Raw genomic sequence first — 16969 nt, 5'->3', positions numbered from 1 at the left:
TTGGATCCGCACGACATCACCGGCCTGATCCTCGCCGGCGGCCGCGGCAGCCGCATGGGCGGCGTGGACAAGGGCCTGCAGAACTTCAACGGCCTGCCGCTGGCGGCGCACACGCTGATGGGCCTGGCCCCGCAGGTCGGCGAAGTCATGATCAACGCCAACCGCAACCTGGCCGCCTACGAGTCCATGGGCGTGCCGGTCTGGCCCGACGCCCTGCCCGACTTCGCCGGCCCGCTGGCCGGCTTTCTCACCGGGCTGGAGCACTGCGAAACGGCCTTCCTCGCCACCGTGCCCTGCGACACGCCGAACTTCCCGGCCGACCTGGTGCAGCGCCTGGGCGAGGCCCTGCTGGCCCAGGACGCGGAAATCGCCATGGCCACGGCCCCCGAGGACGACGGCCAGCTTCGCCCCCAGCCCGTCTTCTGCCTGATGCGGCGCGAGCTGCTGGAGAGCCTGGTGCGCTTCACGCACGAGGGCGGCCGCAAGATCGACGCCTGGACCGCGCGCCACCGCACGGTGCTCGTCCCCTTCGACCGCGAGGGCGACGACCCGCGCGCCTTCTTCAACGCCAACACGCTGGACGAGCTGCGCCGGCTGCAGATGCGATGAACTCGCTGGACGAGATCGCGGCGCGGCTGCAGGGCTATGACCCGCAGTCGCTCAGTGCGGACGCCGTGGGCGAGTTCCTCGCGCACCTGGTGGACCCGGTGGCGGACACAGAAACCGTGGCCCTGGCGGATGCCCTGGGCCGCGTGCTCGCCCGGGACCTGGTCTCGCCCTTGAGCGTGCCGCCGCACGACAACTCCGCGATGGACGGCTTCGCCTTCGACGGGGCGCAGTTGCGCGAAGACGCGCCGCTGTCGCTGGAGGTCGTCGGCACCGCGCTGGCCGGCGCCGCCTGGCAGGGCACCGTGGGCCCGGGCCAGGCGGTGAAGATCATGACCGGCGCCATCATGCCCGCCGGCCTGGACACGGTCGTGCCGCAGGAGGTGACCACGCAGGATGCCGATGGCCGCGTGATCGTGCCCGGCGGCGTGCTGCGCCGCGGCGACAACCGGCGCCTCAAGGGCGAGGACCTGGCCGAAGGACGCCCCGCCCTCCTGGCCGGCGAGCGCCTCGGCCCCGCCGCCTGCGGCCTGGTGGCCAGCCTGGGCATCGGTGAGCTGCCGGTCGTGCGGCGCCTGAAGGTCGCGTACTTCTCCACCGGCGACGAGATCCTGTCCCTGGGCGAGCCCCCGCGCGAAGGCGCGGTGTACGACAGCAACCGCTACACCGTGCGGGCGCTGCTCGCGCGCCTGGGCTGCGAGGTGCTGGACCTGGGCGTGGTCCGCGACGACCCCGCGCTGCTCGAAGCGGCCTTCATCCGCGCGGCGGACCAGGCCGACGCCATCATCACCAGCGGCGGCGTGAGCGTGGGCGAGGCCGACTTCACCAAGGCCATGATGAAGAAGCTGGGCGACGTGGCCTTCTGGCGCATCGCCATGCGCCCAGGCCGACCCATGGCCGTAGGCCGCATCCGCCGCCCGGATCGCAGCTCGGTTCTTTTCGGGCTGCCGGGCAACCCCGTGGCGGTGATGGTCACCTTCCTGGCCTTCGTGCGCCCGGCCCTCTTGCGCATGATGGGCGCACACCCGGAGCCCACGCTGTACCTGCGGGCCCGCAGCACCGAGGCCCTGCGCAAGAAGCCCGGCCGCACCGAGTACCAGCGCGGCATCGTCACCCGCCGCGCGGACGGCGTTCTGGAGGTGCGCACCACCGGCAACCAGGGCTCGGGCGTGCTCAGCTCCATGGTGCAGGCCAATGGCCTCATCGTCCTGCACCACGGGCAGGCGGGCGTGGCGCCTGGCGACGAGGTGGACGTGATGATGTTCGAGGGCGCGTTGTAGGTCTAGCCTCCGCTCGTCCTGCGCCCGGGGAAGGGCTTTGGCAGGCTCTCGACAAGCGGCGGATCCACGGACTCCGTCGGGGCCTCCACCGTTCGGCCTGAGCCCTGTCGAAGCCCATCGCGCGAGACCGCCACGCGAGCCCTTCGACAGGCTCAGGGCGAACGGATGTTCAGTGTGAACAGGCCCTAGTCCAGGCCCGCGCTCCACCGGTCTCCCCAGCCTCTGCGCACCTGCTCCAGGTCGCGCCGGTCGCGCTTGGTGGGGCGCCCCTGCTCGATGGACAGCGAGGGCTCGCGTGCGAGGCGCCGCTGCTCGGCGGCTCGCTCCCGGCCGGCCATGCTGTCGGCGGTCTCCTCGTAGAGCTGCTGCGCGACGGGGGCGGGGCCGCGCTGGGCGGACAGGCCGCGGACCACCACGGTGCGCGTGACCGCCTCGTGCCGGATCGACACCGTGTCGCCCGCCTTCACTTCCCGTGCGGCCTTGGCCTGCTGGCCGTTGACCTCCACCCGTCCCTTGCCGATCTCCTCAGCGGCGAGCGACCGCGTCTTGTAGAAGCGTGCAGCCCACAGCCATTTGTCGATTCGAAGTCTGTCCATTCCTGTTCGGTTGCCTGGCGATAGGCCATTGTCAACCAGCGACGCGCGGCCGGATAGCGCGAGCGCAGCCCGGAAGCGGCGTGGCCCGTGCTGTGTCGAACTTTGCCGACAGCGATGCCAGCATTTGCCGACTCTGGCACGCACCCGAACCCCACGAGCAAATGGCGCGGCGCGGTCCAGCATGGAAGCGGTCACCTCGCGACTGCCGCCGGGAGCCGCCATGAACGCCCTCGCTCGAAAACTGACCCTGTCCCTGCTCACCGTCGCCCTCACCGGCGCCGTCGGCCTCACCTGTGCGCCCGATGTTCAAGCTGCAGGTGGCGGTGGCGGTGGAGGCGGCGGAGGGGGTGGTGGCGGAGGGGGCGGGGGCGGTGGAGGAGGCGGCGGCGGTGATGGCGGTGGCGGCCCCGGTGACGGCTCGGCCGGCGGCCCCGTAGGCATGTCGCTGGGCTTCGCGCCGAGCCGGGTGGAACGCGCCACGGTTGTGACGCCGCCGGCGCGCTCACCGGCCATCGTCACACCCGCGGTGGTCGCGGTGCCCGCCGCCGTCGTCGTGCCGCGCTCACCCGCTGCCGTGGTCGCCGCGCCGCGCGCCGCCAGCACGATGAGGTCCGCCGTGGGCGCTGCGGCCGCCGGCACCGTGGCGGCCGCCGACAGCGCCCGCATGGGCGCAGCGCCGGATGCGGCGTCCGCACAGCGCATCGTCATCCCCGATTCCGGCGGCCTGCCTGTGGCGGCCACGCCCTTTCCGGTCGAACCGCTGGACCAGCGCGCCATCGGGCGCCCCCTGCCGCCCCTGGAGTAGGCCGCCCGCGCTCGGCGTACCATCGGCCGATGGCACCCGAAGACACCCTGCCGCGCGACGGCCAGAGCATCCTCGCCCTGGCCGCGCGCTCGATGTTCCAGCTGTTTTCCAACATCAGCCAAGGCATGTTCCTGGTCGATCGCAGCGGCACCGTTGTCTGGGTCAACGAGGGCTACAAGCGTTTCCTTCCGGCACTCGGCTTCAGCTCGGTGGAGCAGTTCGTGGGCCACAAGGTCGAAGACGTGGTCCCCAACACCCAGATGCGCCGCGTCTTGGAGACCGGCGAGCCGATCCTCGTCGACCTGCTCACCAACCGCGCCGGCACCTTCGTGGTCAGCCGCATCCCCCTGCGTGACGAGGCCGACGGCAAGATCATCGGGGCCATCGGCATCGTGCTCTTCGACCACCCGGAGACCACCCTGCAGCCGCTGATCCAGAAGTTCGCGCACCTGCAAAGCGACCTGGACGATGCCCGGCGCGAGCTCGCGCGCCAGCGGCGCAACAAGTACACCCTGGCGAGCTTCGTCGGCGGCAGCGCCGCCGCGGTGGAGGTCAAGCGGCAGGCGCGGCGCGCGGCGCAGTCGGCCAGCCCCGTGCTGCTGCTGGGGGAGACCGGCACCGGCAAGGAGCTGCTCGCCCATGCCATCCACGCGCTGTCCGCGCGCTCCTCGGGGCCGCTGGTCAGCATCAACATCGCGGCCGTGCCCGAAACCCTCCTGGAGGCCGAATTCTTCGGCGTGGCGCCCGGCGCCTACACCGGCGCCGAGCGCAAGGGCCGGGACGGCAAGTTCAAGCTGGCCGACGGGGGCACCCTGTTCCTGGACGAAATCGGCGACATGCCGCCCAGCCTGCAGCCCAAGCTGCTGCGGGCCCTGCAGGAGGGCGAGATCGAGCCCCTGGGCTCCAACAAGCTGCTGCGCTTCGACGCCCGCGTGATCGCCGCGACCTCGCGCGACCTCGGCCAGCTGGTGCGCGAAGGCAAGTTCCGCGAAGACCTCTACTACCGGCTTAACGTGCTGCCGGTCCGGGTGCCGCCCCTGCGCGAGCGGCAGGCCGACATTCCCGCGCTGGTCGAGGCGCTGGGCGAGGAGATCGCGCTGCGCAACGGCATGCCGCCGCCCGAGCTCGATCCCGCCGCCCTGGCCTTGCTGGCTGCGCAGCCCTGGCGCGGCAACATCCGCGAGCTGCGCAATGTGCTGGAACAGGCCGCCCTGCGCTGCGACGCCGACCGCATCGGCACCGCGGACCTGATGAGCGTGTTGCGCGAATCGGGCCTGCCCGGGGTGGTCACGACCGGGGCGCCACCGCCGTCCATGCCTGTGCCGTCCGCGGATGCGCCGGCCGGCACCCTGCGGCCCCTGTGCGAGCAGGTCGCCGCAGTGGAACAGCAGGCCATCCAGACCGCCCTCCTCCACACCGGCGGCAACAAGCTGGCGGCTGCACGGCTGCTCGGGATCTCGCGGGCGACGCTCTACGAACGCCTGATGAAAATGCCTGAAATTCAGACATTGCCTGAGATTCAGACACTCCAACTGTCTGATAACGAGACACTTCGCCCGCACTGACCGGACCGTCTCCTTGTAAATCAAGGACTTGCGCGTTGGCACGATGAATGCAATAGCAGCGCGGGTCCGAACATATTCACACAGGAGACATCCATGCAACGCCGCACCCTGATCGCACTGGCCGCCCTCGCCGCGAGCACCTTCGCCTCGCCCTTCGCGCTGGCCCAATCCGGCAACGAGATCAAGATCGCCCACGTGTACAGCCGCACCGGCCCCCTGGAGGCCTACGGCAAGCAGACGCAGGCCGGCCTGCTGATGGGCCTGGAGTACGCCACCGGCGGCACCATGGCCGTCAATGGCAAGAAGATCACCGTGATCGAGAAGGACGACCAGGGCAAGCCCGACCTGGGCAAGTCGCTGCTGGCCACCGCCTACTCGGACGACAAGGCGGACCTCGCCGTCGGCCCCACCTCCTCCGGCGTCGCGCTGGCCATGCTGCCCGTGGCCGAGGAATACAAGAAGATCCTGCTGGTCGAGCCGGCCGTGGCCGACTCCATCACCGGCGACAAGTGGAACAAGTACGTCTTCCGCACCGGCCGCAACAGCTCGCAGGACGCCATCTCCAACGCCGTCGCGCTGGACAAGCCCGGCACCGTCATCGCCACTCTGGGCCAGGACTACGCCTTCGGCCGTGACGGCGTGAAGGCCTTCAAGGAGTCGATCAAGAACGCCAAGATCGTCCACGAGGAGTACCTGCCGGCCAACACCACCGACTTCACCGCCGGTGCGCAGCGCCTGATCGACAAGCTCAAGGACCAGCCGGGCAAGAAGGTGATCTGGATCATCTGGGCCGGCGCCGGCAACCCCTTCAAGATCGCCGACCTGGACCTCAAGCGCCACGGCATCGAGATCGCCACCGGCGGCAACATCCTGCCGGCCATGGTCGCCTACAACCAGTTCCCCGGCATGGAAGGCGCCACCTACTACTACCACCAGTTCCCGAAGAACGCGGCCAACGACTGGCTGGTCAAGGAACACCAGAGCCGCTTCAGCAGCCCGCCCGACTTCTTCACCGCAGGCGGCTTCTCCGCCGCCATGGCGATCGTGAGCGCGCTCAAGAAGACCAACGGCGACACCGGCACCAACAAGCTGATCTCGGCCATGGAAGGCATGACCTTCGACACGCCCAAGGGTCCCATGACCTTCCGCAAGGAAGCCCACCAGGCCATGCAGTCCATGTACCACTTCAAGGTCTCGCCCAACGCCAAGCCGGGCGGCGCCGTGGACCTGCAGCTGGTCAAGGAACTCAAGCCGTCCGAGATGGACGTGCCGGTGCGCACCAAGCCGCAGTAAGGCCTGCCGCTGCATGAACCCTCCCCCTGGGGGAGGGCTGGTTGGGGGCTTCGCGCGCCGGCCACGCCGCTTCACGCGCGGCCCCCATCCCTGCCTTCCCCCAGAGGGGAAGGAGTCTTCTTCCTCCTCCTCACAGGCTGTGGCCATGAGCCTTCTCGCCACCCAGGACCTCACCATCCGCTTCGGCGGTCACGTGGCGGTCGATGCGGTGACCTGCTCGTTCGAGCCGGGCACCCTCACGGCAATCGTCGGACCCAACGGGGCCGGCAAGACCACCTACTTCAACCTGATCTCGGGCCAGCTCAAGGCATCGGCGGGCCGCGTGTCGCTCAATGGCCGCGACCTGTCGGGCCTGTCGGCTTCGCAGCGCACGCGTGCCGGACTGGGCCGGGCCTTCCAGCTCACGAATCTCTTTCCGCGCCTGTCGGTGCTGGAGAACGTGCGCCTGGCCGTGCAGGCCAGCCGCGAGGGAAGCCACCGGCGCGGGCTGAACCTGCTGTCCATCTGGAGCGACCACGAAGCGCTCACCGCCCGGGCCCGCGAGATCCTGGAACAGGTGGCGCTTTTGCCCAAGCAGGACGAGCTCGTTTCGGCCCTGCCGCACGGCGACCAGCGCAAGCTGGAAGTGGCCCTGCTCATGGCCCTGGAGCCGCAGGTCTTCATGTTCGACGAGCCCACGGCCGGCATGAACGCCGCCGAGGCCCCCGTGATCCTGGACCTGATCCGGCGCCTGAAGGCCGACAAGCGCAAGACCATCCTGCTGGTGGAACACAAGATGGACGTGGTGCGGGAACTCGCCGACCGCATCATCGTGCTGCACAACGGCGCGCTGGTGGCCGACGGCAAGCCGGCCGAGGTGATCGCGCTGCCCGTGGTGCAGGAGGCCTACCTGGGGGCGAGCAGCCCCTCGGCCGAAGGAGCCCACCCATGAGCGCCAACCTCCTGACCCTCTCCGGCGTCCACACCCACATCGCCGCCTACCACATCCTGCACGGCGTGGACCTGGTCGTGCCGCGCGGCCAGCTCACCATGCTGCTCGGGCGCAATGGCGCGGGCAAGACCACCACGCTGCGCACCGTCATGGGCCTGTGGCAGGCCTCGGCCGGGCGCATCACGCTGGGCGACCAGGACATCACGCGCCTGTCCACGCCGCAGATCGCCTCGCTGGGCGTGGCCTACGTGCCCGAGAACATGGGCATCTTCGCGGACCTCACCGTCAAGGAAAACATGCTGCTGGCGGCCCGCTCGGCGCAGCGCGCCAGCCAGATCGACGAGGCCCGGCTGCAGTGGATCTTCAAGCTCTTTCCCGCCGTGGAGAAGTTCTGGAACCACCCGGCGGGCAAGCTCTCGGGCGGGCAGAAGCAGATGCTGGCCGTCTCGCGGGCCATCGTCGAGCCGCGCGAGCTGCTGATCGTGGACGAGCCGAGCAAGGGCCTCGCGCCCGCCATCATCAACAACATGATCGAGGCCTTCGGCCAGCTCAAGGCCAGCGGCGTGACCATCCTGCTGGTGGAGCAGAACTTCAACTTCGCCAAGCGCCTGGGCGACCGGGTGGCGGTGATGGACAACGGACAGATCGTCCATGCCGGCGCCATGAAGGAGCTGGCCGAGGACGAATCGCTGCAGCAGAAGCTGCTGGGACTCGCGCTATGAAGCTCGCCGAATTCGACTGGAAACCCCTGGCCCTGGTGCCGGCCCTCGCCGCCCTGGTGCTGCCCTTCATCGGCTCGGGCTCGACCTGGCTCACGCTCACGGTGGCGGGCCTGGCCATGGGCATGATCATCTTCATCATCGCCTCGGGCCTCACGCTGGTGTTCGGCCTCATGGACGTGCTGAACTTCGGCCACGGCGTGTTCATCGCGCTGGGCGCCTTCGTGGCCACCAGCGTGCTGGGCGCCATGGGCGACTACACCGCCTCGGGCAGCCTCTGGGTCAACATGATGGCGGTGTTCCCCGCCATGCTGGTGGCCATGCTGGTGGCCGGCGTGCTGGGCCTGGCCTTCGAGCGCTTCATCGTGCGGCCGGTGTACGGCAACCACCTCAAGCAGATCCTCATCACCATGGGCGGCCTCATCATCGGCGAGGAGCTGATCAAGGTGATCTGGGGGCCGCTGCAGATCCCGCTGCCCCTGCCCGAAGGCATGCGCGGTGCCATTCTGGTGGGCGATGCGGCGGTGGAGAAGTACCGTGTCATCGCCGTGGTCGTCGGCGTGGCCGTCTTCGCGGCGCTGCTGTGGACGCTCACGCGCACCAAGATCGGCCTCCTGATCCGCGCCGGCGTGCAGGACCGCGAGATGGTCGAGTCGATGGGCTACGGCATCCGCAAGCTGTTCATCGGCGTGTTCGTGATGGGCAGCGCGCTCGCCGGCCTGGGCGGCGTGATGTGGGGCCTGTACCAGCAGAACGTGGTGCCGCAGATGGGCGCGCAGGTCAACGTGCTGATCTTCATCGTGCTGATCATCGGCGGCCTGGGCTCCACCACCGGCGCGCTGGTGGGCGCCCTGCTGGTGGGCCTGATGGCCAACTACACCGGCTTCCTGGTGCCCAAGGTGGCTCTGTTTTCCAACATCGCGCTCATGATGGCCATCCTGCTGTGGCGGCCGCAGGGCGTCTATGCCTTGAACCGCTGAAGGAGCCGACATGCTGACCCGACTCCTCTCCCGCGACCTGCCCCGCAGCCGGCCCCTGGCCTTCATCCTGCTGGCGATCGTGGTCGCCCTGGCCTTCGCGCCCTTCCTCTTTCCCGGGGTCAAGGCGCTGAACGTGGCGGCCAAGGTGCTGATCTTCATCGTGCTGGTCGCCAGCTTCGACCTGCTCCTGGGCTACACCGGCATCGTGAGCTTCGCGCACACCATGTTCTTCGGCATCGGCGCCTACGGCGTGGCCATCGCTTCCACGCGGCTGGGGGCGGGCTGGGGCTCGCTGGGCATGGGCATCGGCGCGGCGCTGGCGCTGTCATTCGTGCTGGCGCTGGCCATCGGCCTCTTTTCGCTGCGGGTGCGGGCGATCTTCTTTTCCATGATCACGCTGGCCTTCGCCGCGGCCTTCCAGACCCTGGCCTCGCAGCTGTCGGAGTTCACCGGCGGCGAGGACGGCCTGAGCTTCAAGGTGCCGGCGCTGCTGTCGCCGAGCTTCGAGCCCTTCGAGAACCCGGTCTTCGGCGTGATGATCGACGGGCGGCTCCTGTGCTACTGGCTCCTCTTCGCGGTGGCACTGGGCCTGTTCCTCCTGATGCTGCGCATCGTGAATTCGCCCTTCGGCCGCGTGCTGCAGGCCATTCGCGAGAACGAGTTCCGCGCCGAGGCCATCGGCTACCGGGTGGTGGTGTACCGCACGGTCTCCAGCATTCTCTCGGCCCTCTTCGCCACGCTGGCCGGCACCATGCTGGCGCTCTGGCTTCGCTACAACGGGCCGGACACCTCGCTGTCCTTCGAGATCATGGTGGACGTGCTGCTGATCGTCGTCATCGGCGGCATGGGCACGCTGTACGGTGCGGTGATCGGCTCGGCCCTCTTCGTCGTCGCGCAAAGCTACCTGCAGGACCTGCTCCGCCTGGGGCACGAGGCCGCCGCCAGCGTGCCGGCCCTGGCCGCCCTGCTCTCGCCCGACCGCTGGCTGCTCTGGCTGGGCGTGCTCTTCGTGCTGTCGGTGTACTACTTCCCCACCGGCGTGGTGGGCCGGCTGCGCGCGCTGGCCGTGAGCCGCGCGGGCGTGAAGCCGCCGCCCCCGAACTCCAGCGCCACGAACACCGCCAACGCCACGCCGGCGCGCGCGAGGTGAGCATGCGCCCGAGCTCGCACTACCTCACCTGCGCCGGCCGCCAGATCCACTACACGCTCTGGGGCGCCTCGAACCCGGAGACCGTCATCGCCTGGCACGGCCTCGCGCGCACGGGTCGCGACATGGACGAACTGGCCGAGTCGCTCTCGGACCGCTGGCGCGTCATCTGCCCGGACACCATCGGGCGCGGCCTGTCGCAGTGGAGCCCGGACCCCACCGGCGAGTACCAGCTCGCCTTCTATGCGCGCATCGCCGCGGAGCTGATGGACCGGCTGGAGATCGCGCAGGCCCACTGGGTCGGCACGTCCATGGGCGGGGCCATCGGCACCGTGTGCGCCGGCGGCCTCGCGCAGCCGCAACTGGCCGGCCGCATCCGCAGCCTGGTCCTCAACGACAACGCGCCGCGCCTGGCGCAGCCGGCCATCGAGCGCATCCGCCAGTACGCCGGCAACCCGCCCGCCTTCGACACGGTGACCGAGCTGGAGGCCTTCTTCCGGCAGGTGTACAAGCCCTATGGGTGGCTCAGCGACGCGCAGTGGCGGCGCCTGACGGAAACCTCCACCCGCCGCCTGCCCGACGGGCGCGTCACGCCGCACTACGACCCGGCCATGGTGCGCCAGTTCATCGACCACCCGAACGACTACGAACTCTGGACGCACTACGACGCCATCCGCGTGCCCGTGCTGTGCCTGCGCGGCGCCGAGTCGGACCTGGTGCTGCCGGACGCCACCGAGGAAATGCTGCGCCGCGGCCCCGGTGCGCTGGGCCTGGCCAAGGTGGTGGAGATCCCGGGCTGCGGGCATGCGCCGGCGCTGAACGTGCCGGAGCAACTGCGGCTGGTGCGGGGGTTCATCGACGCGGCGGCGGGGTGAAGAGCGATCTGGTCGTGGCAAACTCCTGGCATGGCGCCGCTCGACATCGTCCCGAGCGGCAGACCGCCCGCCTGGAGGCCCCACATGACAACCGTGCAGATCACCTTGCCTGACCAGCTCGCGCAGGAGGCTCAGCGCGCGGGCCTGCTGTCGCCGGCGAATCTGGAGCGCTGGCTGCGCGATCAGCTCAAGACGCAGCGGGTCGATGAATTCTTCGCGGCCATGGACCGCATGGCCGAAGTCAATGATCCCGCGGTCATGTCTCCCGACGAAGTCGCCCAGGAAATCGCCGCCATGCGCGCCGAACGGCGCGCGAGAAACGCAAACTGAAGCGCCGCTCGGTGCGGGTCGTGCTCGATACGAACGTCGTGGCCTCGGCCATCCTGTGGGGCGGCACGCCGCGCCTGCTGCTGCAGGCCGCGCGCGAGGAGCGCGTTCAGCTTTTCACCAGCCCGCCGATGCTGGCCGAACTCACGGACATCCTCGCCCGGAGCAAGTTCGCTGAGAAGATCGCTGCCTCCAAGCTCACCATCGATCAGATCGTCGACGGGTATGCGCAGCTCACGGCGCTCGTGCGGCCAGCGGCGACGCCTCGGATAGCGCCCGATCCCGATGACGATGTGGTCATCGGGACGGCCATCGCGGCGCGCGCCGACTTGCTCGTCACCGGGGACAAGCCGCTGCTCAGAGTCACCGAGCATCAGGGCGTCAGGGTCGTCGGAGTTCCCCAGGCCATCGCCCACATCGGAACGGCCGCGGCCTGAAGACCAAGGCCCCGACGCCCGCGTCACGAGACCGGAACATTGAACGGCCACACTGCGCTCCATTCATGGAGGCCCGATGTGAACGACCGCAACAAGACATCCTCGATGCTGCAGCGAACCGCGGTGATCCTCGCCGTGACCGCGGCGTCCTACGGGCTGCAGGTGCCGCAGCCGGCCCAGCGCTGGAGCGCCCGCAGCGCCGCGGCGGACTTCCCGCGCGCGCCCGCGCCGGGCCTGGGCCTGTCCCTCAACGCCCCGGCGCGCCCGCGTACTCCGGACTTCCCTTGACCTGCTCGCGCGTGAGGTTCACGTAGAGCTTGCGTTCGCCCCAGTCCACGCGGTGCAGGGTGCGCGCGTCGAGGGCGACATGCTTGCCGGGCAGCCAGTTGCGCGTGTCCACCACCAGCTGCTCGATGCGCCAGGAGCCGCCCTCGAAGAGCAGGTCGGACAGGTGGCCGATGGCGCCGTCCACCGCCTCGATGTGGTAGCCCGTGACCTCGTGGGCGCTGCGCAGGTGCGGATCGGCCGCGTCGCGCTCGGCCTGCAGGCGCTCGCGCTGCACCGGGTCGCTCGTGGCGCCATCGCTCGCCTCGGCCGCGTACCCGCCCGCGACGCCTGCCGCCGACGCGGGCGTGGCATAGGCCAGCGGGTAGGCCATGGATCCCCACAAGCCGAAGCCGGTCCAGTAGTAGGGGTACTGGTAGTAGTCGTAGTGCTCGATCTCCTGCTGGCGCGAGACCGGTTTGTCGGTGTCCACGCCGGGGGCCTTCTCGACCTGCTCGCGCGTGAGGTTCGCGACCAGGCGGCGTGCGTCGCGGTCGAGCTGCTCCACGGCGTGCGGCGACACCAGCACGCGCCGGCCTGAGATCCAGCCACCGGTGTCCACCACCAGGTGGCGCACGGCGAGGCGCTCGTCGTCGAAGTAGAGGTCGTGGACGCGGCCGATCTTCCCGTCGCGCGCGTGCACGTCGTAGCCGGACAATTCCTTGGCACTCATCAGCATGGCTTGTTCTCCTTGAGGGTTTTCCTCTTGGAGGCGATGGCGCCGGGGCCGTTCGCGTCCAGTTGTCACCCCAGGTACAGCCGCGACGTGCTCTTGACCTCTTCCATGACCGCGTAGGTGCGCGTCTCGCGCACGCCCGGCAGCTGCCACAGCACCGCGCCGGCGAAGCGGCGGTAGGCGTCCATGTCGGCCGCGCGGGTCTTGAGCAGGTAGTCGAAGCCGCCCGCCACCATGTGGCACTCCAGGATGGCCGGCTGGGCCTGGACCGCGGCCTTGAAGGCCTCGAAGACATTGGGGGTCGTGCGGTCCAGCAGCACCTCCACGAACACCAGCAGGCCCGCGCCGAGCAGGTTCGGGTCCAGCCGCGCCTCGTAGCCCCGGATGTAGCCCTCGCGCGTGAGCCGCTGCACGCGGGCCAGCACGGCCGTGGGCGACAGCGCCACCGTCTCGGCCAGCTTGAGGTTGCTGATGCGGCCATCCTCCTGCAAGGTCGTGAGGATGCGAAGGTCGATTCGGTCCAGGGTGGCGGGCATGCCGTGAATCATTCGGTGAAACCGTGAAAAAACCGAACGATAAACCAGGAGACGCGCGCGACCATCGCATTCATCTCGGCTACATCCACACCCCCTTCGTGACCTGCTCGCCTGCTCCCTTCGCCGGCTTCCACCCGGCCGCTCCGTTCACGTCGGCCTTGCGCGAGGCCATCACGCGCGCCACCCGTCGCCCCGAGCCGCAGGCCGTGGCCGAGGTGCTGGACGCCGCGCGGCTGGACGAGGCCACGGCGGCCGCGGTCCAGCGCCTGGGCCGCCGCATCGCCGAGGGCGTGCGCCGGCGCCAGCGCGAGGCCGGAAGCGGTGCCCTGGTGCAGGGCCTGCTGCAGGAGTACGCCCTGTCCTCGCAGGAAGGCGTGGCCCTGATGTGCCTGGCCGAGGCCCTGCTGCGCATCCCGGATGCGGCCACGCGCGATGCGCTGATCCGCGACAAGCTCGCGCAGGGCGACTGGGGCCGGCACCTGGGCCGAAGCCCCTCGCTCTTCGTCAACGCCGCCACCTGGGGCCTGCTGGTGACCGGCCGGCTCACCGCCACCCACAGCGAATCGGGCCTGGGCGCCGCGCTGGGCAAGCTGCTGGCGCGCGGCGGCGAGCCCCTGATCCGCAAGGGCGTGGACCTGGCCATGCGCCTCATGGGCGAGCAGTTCGTCACCGGAGAGACCATCGAGGAGGCGCTGCGCCGCGCCGCACCGCGCGAAGCCGAGGGTTTTCGCTACTCCTTCGACATGCTGGGCGAAGCCGCGCTCACCGAGGCCGACGCGCAGCGCTACCTGCTCGCCTACGAGCACGCGATCCACGCCATCGGCCGGGCCGCGCGCGGCCGCGGCGTGCTGGACGGGCCCGGCATCTCGATCAAGCTCTCGGCCCTGCACCCGCGCTACAGCCGCGCGCAGCAGGCACGCGTGATGGGCGAGCTGTACCCGCGCCTGCTCGGTCTGTGCCGGCTTGCGCGGGGCTACGACATCGGCCTGAACATCGACGCCGAGGAAGCCGAGCGCCTGTCGCTGTCGCTGGACCTGCTGGAGCGGCTCTGCCAGGAGCCGGACCTGGCCGGCTGGACGGGGCTGGGCTTCGTGGTGCAGGCCTACCAGAAGCGCTGCCCGGCGGTCATCGACTGGCTGGTGGACCTCGCGCGGCGCAGCGGGCGGCGCCTGATGGTGCGCCTGGTCAAGGGTGCCTACTGGGACGCGGAGATCAAGCGCGCGCAGCTCGACGGCCTGGACGACTACCCGGTGTACACGCGCAAGGTCCACACCGACGCGGCCTACCTCGCCTGTGCGCGCCAGCTGCTGGCCGCGCCGGACGCCGTGTTCCCGCAGTTCGCCACGCACAACGCGCACACCCTGGCCGCGGTGTATGAGCTGGCCGGGCCGGCGCGCTACGAACCCGGCCAGTACGAGTTCCAGTGCCTGCACGGCATGGGCGAGCCGCTGTACGAGCAGGTGGTCGGCCGGCAGGCCCAGGGCGGCCTGGGGCGTGCCTGCCGCATCTACGCGCCCGTGGGCACGCACGAAACCCTGCTGGCCTACCTGGTGCGCCGCCTGCTGGAAAACGGCGCCAACAGCTCCTTCGTGCACCGCATCGCGGACCCGGCCCTGAGCCTGGACGAGCTGCTGCGCGAGCCAGCCGCGCAGATCGACGAGAGCGCCGCGCGCGAGGGTGCGCCCGGCCTGCCCCACCCGGCCATTCCCCTGCCGCGCGCGCTCTTCGGGCCCACGCGCCTGAACTCGCGCGGGCTGGACCTCGCCGACGAACATACGCTGGATCGCCTGCAGGCGTGCTTCCAGGGCACCGTCGCCCAGGGCTGGAGCGCGCCGCCCCTGCTCGCCGCCGACACCCGCCCGGCCACCGACGCGGTGCGCAACCCCGCCGCGCACGCGGACGTCGTGGGCCACACCCGCGAAGCGGACGATGACGAGGTCGAACGCGCGCTCGCCGAAGCGGACCGTGCCGCCCCCTCGTGGTCGGCCGTTCCCGCGAGCGAACGGGCGAGCCTCCTGGAGCGCGCCGCGGACCGCCTGGAGGACGACATGCCCCGCCTCATGGCGCTCCTGGTCCGCGAAGCCGGCAAGACCGCCGCCAACGCGGTCGCCGAGGTGCGCGAGGCGGTGGACTTCCTGCGCTACTACGCCGGGCAGGCCCGCGACCACCTGGGGGAAGGCGAGGTGCGCCCGCTCGGCGCCGTGGTGTGCATCAGCCCCTGGAACTTCCCGCTGGCCATCTTCTGCGGCCAGGTCGCGGCGGCGCTCGCGGCCGGCAACACGGTGCTGGCCAAGCCGGCGGAACAGACGCCGCTCATCGCGGCCGAAGCGGTGCGCGCGCTGTGGGATGCGGGTGTCCCGCGCGCAGCGGTGCAGCTGCTGCCCGGACGCGGGGAGACCGTGGGCGCGCGGCTGGTGGGCGACGCGCGGGTGCAGGGCGTGCTCTTCACCGGATCGACCGAGGTGGCGCGGCTGCTGCAGCGGCAGCTCGCCGGGCGACTGGGCCCGCAGGGACGGCCCGTTCCCCTGGTCGCCGAGACCGGCGGCCAGAACGCGATGATCGTGGACTCCTCGGCCCTGCCCGAGCAGGTGGTGGCCGACGTGATCGGCTCGGCCTTCGACAGCGCCGGCCAGCGCTGCTCGGCGCTGCGCGTGCTGTGCGTGCAGCGCGAGCTGGCACCGCGGGTGCGCGACATGCTGCTCGGGGCCATGGCCGAACTGCAGCTCGGCCGCACCGACCGATTGGCGGTGGACGTGGGCCCGGTCATTGACGAGGACGCGCGACGCGGCATCGAGGCGCACCTGGCGCGCATGCGGGCCCAGGGCCGGGCGGTGCACCAGGTCGCGCGCGCCGGGCAGGATGCGGCGGGCGGCAGCTTCGTCACGCCCGCGCTGGTCGAACTGGACCGCCTCGACACGCTGGACCGCGAGGTCTTCGGCCCGGTGCTGCACCTCCTGAGCTTCGAGCGCGAGCGCCTGGGCGAGCTGCTCGCGCAGATCGAGCGCACCGGCTATGCGCTCACCCTGGGCCTGCACACCCGCATCGACGAAACGGTGGCCCAGGTGCTCGCCGCCGCGCGCGCGGGCAACGTCTACGTGAACCGCAACATGGTCGGCGCCGTGGTCGGCGTGCAGCCCTTCGGTGGCGAAGGCCTCTCGGGCACCGGGCCGAAGGCCGGCGGGCCGTTGTACCTGTACCGGCTGCTCGCGCAGGCGCCACGGGACGTGCTCGGGCGCGCCCTGGCGCAGCCCGGCGTGCGGACCGCGGCGGTGCCCTCCCCCGCGCGCCCGGCCCTCGCCTCGCTCACCGCCTGGGCCGCCGGCCACCCGCGCCTGGAGGCGGCCTGCCGCCGCTTCGCGCAGGCGGCGGTGGCCGATGGCGGCATCGTCCTGCCCGGCCCGACCGGCGAACGCAACGCGTACCGGATCGCCCCGCGGGACGCGGTGCTGTGCCTGGCCGAGGATGACGCGGACCGCCTGGTGCAACTCGCCGCCGTCCTCGCAGTCGGAAGCCGCGCGGTCTGGCCCGGGTCCTCGCACGCCCTCGCCTCCCGGTTTCCGGCCGCGGTGCGGGCCTGCATCGACCTCGTGGAGGACTGGGCCGCCCCGGATGCGCCCTTCGACGCCGTGCTGTTCCACGGTGATGCCCCGGGTGTGCAGGCCGTGCAGCAGGTCCTGGCCGATCGCCCGGGCCCGATCGTGAACGTGGAGCGCCTTGCACCGGGCGAGGATGAAGTCCGCCTGGAGCGGCTGGTGGTGGAGCGCAGCACCAGCATCAACACCGCGGCCGCGGGCGGCAATGCGACGCTGATGTCGCTGGAGACGTGAAGCGAGGAAACCCGCTGACATACAGCTGGGCGGGCCGCCCCGACG

The 16969-nt window shown here is 70.8% G+C and carries 17 protein-coding genes; 14 read left to right on the top strand and 3 right to left on the bottom strand.

Annotation, left to right across the window (positions count from 1 at the left end):
* Together mobA and moeA are read left to right on the top strand one after the other, a co-directional pair.
* On the top strand, positions 1-609 hold the full coding sequence (gene mobA, locus EZ242_RS02870; protein ID WP_135283588.1) for a molybdenum cofactor guanylyltransferase MobA: 609 nt from the start codon (positions 1-3) through the stop codon (positions 607-609).
* Positions 606-1886, top strand: coding sequence for a molybdopterin molybdotransferase MoeA (gene moeA / locus EZ242_RS02865; protein WP_135283587.1), 1281 nt, complete (start codon positions 606-608; stop codon positions 1884-1886). The genes mobA and moeA overlap by 4 nt, the downstream gene beginning before the upstream one ends.
* 185 nt (positions 1887-2071) lie before the next feature.
* Here moeA and EZ242_RS02860 read toward each other — a convergent pair whose 3' ends face one another.
* A complete protein-coding gene (locus EZ242_RS02860) occupies positions 2072-2482 on the bottom strand; it encodes an RNA-binding S4 domain-containing protein (protein ID WP_135283586.1) in 411 nt (136 codons plus the stop codon).
* A 220-nt stretch (positions 2483-2702) separates the two neighbouring features.
* Here EZ242_RS02860 and EZ242_RS22200 point away from each other — a divergent pair, with 220 nt between their 5' ends.
* The 11 genes from EZ242_RS22200 (at position 2703) to EZ242_RS02800 (ending at position 11849) form a co-directional block, all read left to right on the top strand.
* Positions 2703-3287, top strand: coding sequence for a hypothetical protein (locus EZ242_RS22200; protein WP_205960581.1), 585 nt, complete (start codon positions 2703-2705; stop codon positions 3285-3287).
* Between the two features lie 29 nt (positions 3288-3316).
* Positions 3317-4852 (top strand): sigma-54 interaction domain-containing protein, encoded by a 1536-nt coding sequence (locus tag EZ242_RS02845; protein ID WP_135283584.1) that lies wholly within the window; start codon positions 3317-3319, stop codon positions 4850-4852.
* Between the two features lie 93 nt (positions 4853-4945).
* Positions 4946-6145, top strand: a complete 1200-nt coding sequence (locus EZ242_RS02840) for a substrate-binding domain-containing protein (protein ID WP_135283583.1) — start codon at positions 4946-4948, stop codon at positions 6143-6145.
* Positions 6146-6290: 145 nt separating this feature from the next.
* Positions 6291-7076, top strand: a complete 786-nt coding sequence (locus tag EZ242_RS02835; protein ID WP_135283582.1) for an ABC transporter ATP-binding protein — start codon at positions 6291-6293, stop codon at positions 7074-7076.
* On the top strand, positions 7073-7798 hold the full coding sequence (locus EZ242_RS02830; RefSeq protein WP_135283581.1) for an ABC transporter ATP-binding protein: 726 nt from the start codon (positions 7073-7075) through the stop codon (positions 7796-7798). The genes EZ242_RS02835 and EZ242_RS02830 overlap by 4 nt, the downstream gene beginning before the upstream one ends.
* The gene (locus EZ242_RS02825) at positions 7795-8775 is read left to right on the top strand and encodes a branched-chain amino acid ABC transporter permease (protein ID WP_135283580.1); all 981 of its coding nucleotides are present in this window, start codon (positions 7795-7797) and stop codon (positions 8773-8775) included. The genes EZ242_RS02830 and EZ242_RS02825 overlap by 4 nt, the downstream gene beginning before the upstream one ends.
* A 10-nt stretch (positions 8776-8785) precedes the next feature.
* The gene (locus EZ242_RS02820; RefSeq protein ID WP_135283579.1) at positions 8786-9925 is read left to right on the top strand and encodes a branched-chain amino acid ABC transporter permease; all 1140 of its coding nucleotides are present in this window, start codon (positions 8786-8788) and stop codon (positions 9923-9925) included.
* Between the two features lie 2 nt (positions 9926-9927).
* A complete protein-coding gene (locus tag EZ242_RS02815; RefSeq protein WP_135283578.1) occupies positions 9928-10797 on the top strand; it encodes an alpha/beta fold hydrolase in 870 nt (289 codons plus the stop codon).
* A gap of 84 nt (positions 10798-10881) precedes the next feature.
* Positions 10882-11127 carry a hypothetical protein gene (locus EZ242_RS02810; RefSeq protein ID WP_135283577.1) on the top strand — a complete coding sequence of 82 codons (246 nt, stop codon included), beginning with the start codon at positions 10882-10884 and terminating at the stop codon, positions 11125-11127.
* Positions 11128-11138: 11 nt separating this feature from the next.
* Positions 11139-11561: a putative toxin-antitoxin system toxin component, PIN family gene (locus EZ242_RS02805; protein ID WP_167784623.1), complete on the top strand. Its 423-nt coding sequence runs from the start codon at positions 11139-11141 to the stop codon at positions 11559-11561.
* 105 nt (positions 11562-11666) lie between these two features.
* Entirely contained in the window at positions 11667-11849 is a 183-nt protein-coding gene (locus tag EZ242_RS02800; RefSeq protein ID WP_167784622.1) for a hypothetical protein, read from the top strand.
* Here the strand turns inward: EZ242_RS02800 and EZ242_RS02795 are convergent.
* Together EZ242_RS02795 and EZ242_RS02790 are read right to left on the bottom strand one after the other, a co-directional pair.
* On the bottom strand, positions 11809-12564 hold the full coding sequence (locus EZ242_RS02795; protein ID WP_135283574.1) for a PRC-barrel domain containing protein: 756 nt from the start codon (positions 12562-12564) through the stop codon (positions 11809-11811). The two genes, EZ242_RS02800 and EZ242_RS02795, sit on opposite strands and share 41 nt — an antisense overlap.
* Before the next feature lie 65 nt (positions 12565-12629).
* Positions 12630-13097: an Lrp/AsnC ligand binding domain-containing protein gene (locus tag EZ242_RS02790; protein WP_240786961.1), complete on the bottom strand. Its 468-nt coding sequence runs from the start codon at positions 13095-13097 to the stop codon at positions 12630-12632.
* An 83-nt stretch (positions 13098-13180) separates the two neighbouring features.
* Here EZ242_RS02790 and putA point away from each other — a divergent pair, with 83 nt between their 5' ends.
* Complete coding sequence (gene putA / locus EZ242_RS02785; protein WP_420821229.1) at positions 13181-16924, top strand: trifunctional transcriptional regulator/proline dehydrogenase/L-glutamate gamma-semialdehyde dehydrogenase; 3744 nt, start codon at positions 13181-13183, stop codon at positions 16922-16924.
* The last annotated feature ends 45 nt before the right edge of the window (positions 16925-16969 follow it).

Source organism: Ramlibacter rhizophilus (assembly GCF_004681965.1).
Lineage (GTDB): Bacteria > Pseudomonadota > Gammaproteobacteria > Burkholderiales > Burkholderiaceae_C > Ramlibacter > Ramlibacter rhizophilus.
The sequence above is the reverse complement of the archived record's forward strand: the minus strand, read 5'-3'. Positions and strand labels throughout refer to the sequence as shown.

What these genes read in the sequence shown, in the direction of transcription:
- EZ242_RS22200 (WP_205960581.1), top strand. Translation starts at nt 2,703, where the DNA reads ATGAACGCCCTCGCTCGAAAACTGACCCTGTCCCTGCTCACCGTCGCC.
- EZ242_RS02800 (WP_167784622.1), top strand. Translation starts at nt 11,667, where the DNA reads ATGCTGCAGCGAACCGCGGTGATCCTCGCCGTGACCGCGGCGTCCTAC.
- EZ242_RS02835 (WP_135283582.1), top strand. Translation starts at nt 6,291, where the DNA reads ATGAGCCTTCTCGCCACCCAGGACCTCACCATCCGCTTCGGCGGTCAC.
- EZ242_RS02795 (WP_135283574.1), bottom strand. Translation starts at nt 12,564, where the DNA reads ATGCTGATGAGTGCCAAGGAATTGTCCGGCTACGACGTGCACGCGCGC.
- moeA (WP_135283587.1), top strand. Translation starts at nt 606, where the DNA reads ATGAACTCGCTGGACGAGATCGCGGCGCGGCTGCAGGGCTATGACCCG.
- EZ242_RS02810 (WP_135283577.1), top strand. Translation starts at nt 10,882, where the DNA reads ATGACAACCGTGCAGATCACCTTGCCTGACCAGCTCGCGCAGGAGGCT.
- EZ242_RS02830 (WP_135283581.1), top strand. Translation starts at nt 7,073, where the DNA reads ATGAGCGCCAACCTCCTGACCCTCTCCGGCGTCCACACCCACATCGCC.
- EZ242_RS02845 (WP_135283584.1), top strand. Translation starts at nt 3,317, where the DNA reads ATGGCACCCGAAGACACCCTGCCGCGCGACGGCCAGAGCATCCTCGCC.
- EZ242_RS02790 (WP_240786961.1), bottom strand. Translation starts at nt 13,097, where the DNA reads ATGCCCGCCACCCTGGACCGAATCGACCTTCGCATCCTCACGACCTTG.
- EZ242_RS02820 (WP_135283579.1), top strand. Translation starts at nt 8,786, where the DNA reads ATGCTGACCCGACTCCTCTCCCGCGACCTGCCCCGCAGCCGGCCCCTG.
- EZ242_RS02860 (WP_135283586.1), bottom strand. Translation starts at nt 2,482, where the DNA reads ATGGACAGACTTCGAATCGACAAATGGCTGTGGGCTGCACGCTTCTAC.
- EZ242_RS02840 (WP_135283583.1), top strand. Translation starts at nt 4,946, where the DNA reads ATGCAACGCCGCACCCTGATCGCACTGGCCGCCCTCGCCGCGAGCACC.
- EZ242_RS02815 (WP_135283578.1), top strand. Translation starts at nt 9,928, where the DNA reads ATGCGCCCGAGCTCGCACTACCTCACCTGCGCCGGCCGCCAGATCCAC.
- EZ242_RS02825 (WP_135283580.1), top strand. Translation starts at nt 7,795, where the DNA reads ATGAAGCTCGCCGAATTCGACTGGAAACCCCTGGCCCTGGTGCCGGCC.